4 protein-coding genes and 1 pseudogene are annotated in these 3,105 nt (G+C 30.5%); 1 reads left to right on the top strand and 4 read right to left on the bottom strand.

Going from position 1 to position 3,105, the window contains the following annotated elements:
* Both AB8B90_RS13440 and AB8B90_RS13435 read right to left on the bottom strand, forming a co-directional pair.
* A pseudogene (locus tag AB8B90_RS13440) lies at positions 1-269 on the bottom strand (peptidoglycan-binding protein LysM); the annotation flags it as partial.
* 164 nt (positions 270-433) lie between these two features.
* Entirely contained in the window at positions 434-1,384 is a 951-nt protein-coding gene (locus tag AB8B90_RS13435) for a nicotinic acid mononucleotide adenyltransferase (protein ID WP_405337860.1), read from the bottom strand.
* A gap of 108 nt (positions 1,385-1,492) precedes the next feature.
* Between AB8B90_RS13435 and AB8B90_RS13430 the strand changes: the two genes are divergently transcribed.
* Positions 1,493-2,494: an NAD(P)H-dependent glycerol-3-phosphate dehydrogenase gene (locus AB8B90_RS13430; RefSeq protein ID WP_405337857.1), complete on the top strand. Its 1,002-nt coding sequence runs from the start codon at positions 1,493-1,495 to the stop codon at positions 2,492-2,494.
* Here the strand turns inward: AB8B90_RS13430 and AB8B90_RS13425 are convergent, their stop codons facing one another.
* Together AB8B90_RS13425 and AB8B90_RS13420 are read right to left on the bottom strand one after the other, a co-directional pair.
* The gene (locus tag AB8B90_RS13425; protein WP_405337854.1) at positions 2,495-2,791 is read right to left on the bottom strand and encodes a hypothetical protein; all 297 of its coding nucleotides are present in this window, start codon (positions 2,789-2,791) and stop codon (positions 2,495-2,497) included.
* 14 nt (positions 2,792-2,805) lie between these two features.
* Positions 2,806-3,105: hypothetical protein (locus tag AB8B90_RS13420; RefSeq protein ID WP_405337851.1), on the bottom strand; the 300-nt coding region annotated here is incomplete at its 5' end.

Genomic DNA, 3,105 nt, shown 5'->3' with positions numbered 1-3,105 from the left:
CCTACTACTAAAACTACTTTTTCTTTTGTTGCTTGATCATAAGCCATTCCAGAAATTCTAGCCATATCATCATCTACAAATACATTTAACCCTTCAACTTGTAATTGTAAATCGTTAATTGTTTCTTCTAAATTCCTTGCTGCCGCTTCCTCGACTCTCAATTCTGCTGCATTTGCTGCTGCTTTAGCTTCGGCTGCCTCCTCTTCTGTCGTTTTTCCTATTCCGAATACTTTGGCACCTGCGTTTTTAATAAATGAAAATAATCCCATAATGTGATATTGTTTTATAATGTTAATAGTTAATTTAAAGATAAGAATATCATAAGATATCTACACATTAGACACTAATTATTTTAAAAAGTCACTACAAAAGAAAACGTCCAACTCAAATTAATGAGGTGGACGTTTCTAGAAACTAAATAACCAACCAAAATTTAGCTCCTTGTATTTACCCTAGGGTTCTCTTTTTTAGGTGTTTTCTGTTTACGCTTTTTAAGCGTTTCTGTTCCTTCCATTTTTCTTCCTTCTGCATCAGCTTCTCTTACGAATTGTATGTACCCACGACCTGTAAATTCATATACAGTATCTGATGTTGGATGATACAACTCTATCCTTTGATCATTAATAACGCTCAATTCGAAGAATTCATTGTCGAAAAAGTCATAATCTAATGTTAATGTTTTTAAATACATGTTATTGCTAATGTTTCCAACGCCATAAACTCCAGTATAATCCCAGTAAATATTTGCTGGTATTGCAATATTTACATCTTGTGAACTTCTAAACTGTGAGTCATTCCCACCAGCTAAAAATTGTAAGTAATTTTCATTATCAAACTCGTTTAACATTCCCATTTGACTTGTATATGTTTTTTCCCATGCTTCATATTCTTGCAAGAAGTAATGAATATTATCATAAAATATATAATCGTAATCAAAATTATTTCTTTGGTAACCATTTAAAAAATAAGACGTATCATTATATGGATTATATAACTCAATTGTATTGTTATCAACTTGGTAGACATCAAATGTTTCATAGCCGTCAATATCATGATAAACATCTAAAATCATATCATAAGCATCATAAGTACCTACATCAATTCCGAAGCCATTACCTTGATTTCCAAAACCAACTAAATTGTTATTTGCATAAACCACACCATTTCTAAAAGACATAGTAAATGCAATTTGTAAAAAAGGGGTTTCACCAGGTCCTAAGGTTTGATTAATATCTACATACCAAAGTTCATAAGAACCCAATAACTGATTTAAAGATATACCTGGCTGATTATTAAAATCATTAACAATCACCTCTTCAGTATAACAAGACGTCAATAGAATTGCTGATAAAGCAAAGCCTAAAAATAGTTTTATTGTCTTCATAATCTTTCGTTTTTTGGGTTTATACAGTATCTAAACCAAAACGCGTGCCAAAATTAAAAGTCTGCAGATTTTATGTATTTTTGAATAACTAAAAATGATAATCCATTTATGAATCCACCATTAAAATATGCTGTTTTTGGAGCTGGAAGTTGGGCCACTGCTATTGTAAAAATGCTATGTGAAAATTTAGATGAAGTGGGTTGGTATATGCGAAGCGTGTATACCAAAGAACATTTATTGAAAGAACAACACAATCCGAGTTATTTAAGTTCTGTAGAATTTAAAACAAAACAATTAAAAATTAGTAATGATATTAATGAAATAGCCGATTGGGCAGATATTTTGATTTTTGTAATTCCTTCTGCTTTTATGTATTCTGAATTAGAAAAACTCAACACAGATATTTCTCAAAAAACAATTGTATCTGCAGTAAAGGGTATTATTCCAGAGTCAGGATTATTAGTAGGTGAACATTTTCATGATATTTACCATATTCCATTTGAAAATATTGCGGTGATTGCTGGACCTTGTCATGCTGAAGAAGTTGCTCTAGAGCGTTTGTCTTATTTAACAATTTCTTGTGCTGATGCTGAAAAGGCGCAGTCTATTGCAGATGTATTATCGAGTGACTATATCAAAACCAAAATTAGTGATGATATTATTGGTGTTGAATACGCAGTGATGTTAAAAAACATTTATGCAATTGCAGCTGGAATTGCTCATGGTTTAGGTTATGGTGATAACTTTCAAAGTGTACTCATGAGTAATGCCATTCGAGAAATGAAGCGCTTTATTAAAAAGATGCATAAAATGAAACGTAATATTAATAATTCTGCCTATCTAGGTGATTTATTAGTAACTGGCTATTCGATATTTTCACGTAATCGTATGTTTGGAAATATGATAGGTAAAGGCTATACAGTAAAGTCTGCTCAAATGGAAATGAATATGGTAGCAGAAGGTTATTATGCTACAAAAAGTGCTCACGACCTGAATATTAAAAATGTGAAAAAGACACGCTTACCTATTATAGAAGCTGTTTATTCGATACTTTATGAAAATAAAGATCCGAAGAAAGTTTTCAAAAAGTTAACCGATAAATTGGATTAGCTACTCTTCTTCAAATTGGTCTAATTCATCAATAATTTGTTGAGTACTCTTAATTTTTCGTTTTAAAAAATAAGGCATTACAAAAATTGAAACTAAGAAAATTAAGTTTAAAGGGATATATACATATAGCATCCACTTTGCCCATTGATGCTCCCAAAACACATAAAATAAGACAATTGCAATAACTGTTCTAATCACATACATGATAAGTTTTTTACGTCTATACTCTGGAGAAAGCACATTGTCTTGTTGTACTTTTTCCATTTCATTTTCGAATTGTTCTTTTAAGTCTTCCATAATTTGCTTCAGAACTATTTAACCAAAACACCTTTTAATTGCATTAAAGGAATCGTTTGTAATGCTTTTGTATTTATGGTATTCTTTCTAAACAAATACGTTTTATCTAACATTTGATTGCCTTCAAAAAAAGTAACTTTAAACTCATTGTTTAATTCTAAAACATCATTTTGCATAAACTCTATTTTAGCATAGCTTCTTGATGGTAAAAGTTTAATAGTATGACGCATTACAGGTGTGACTTTGTCTTCGGAATATCCTTTTGAAACAATTAAAACTGTTTCTAAATCAACATCTTTATTATTGATGATATA

The organism is Psychroserpens sp., from assembly GCF_045105015.1.
In the GTDB taxonomy this organism is placed as follows: domain Bacteria; phylum Bacteroidota; class Bacteroidia; order Flavobacteriales; family Flavobacteriaceae; genus Psychroserpens.
Note: the sequence above shows the minus strand (reverse complement) of the source record. Positions and strands in the feature narration are given on the sequence as shown.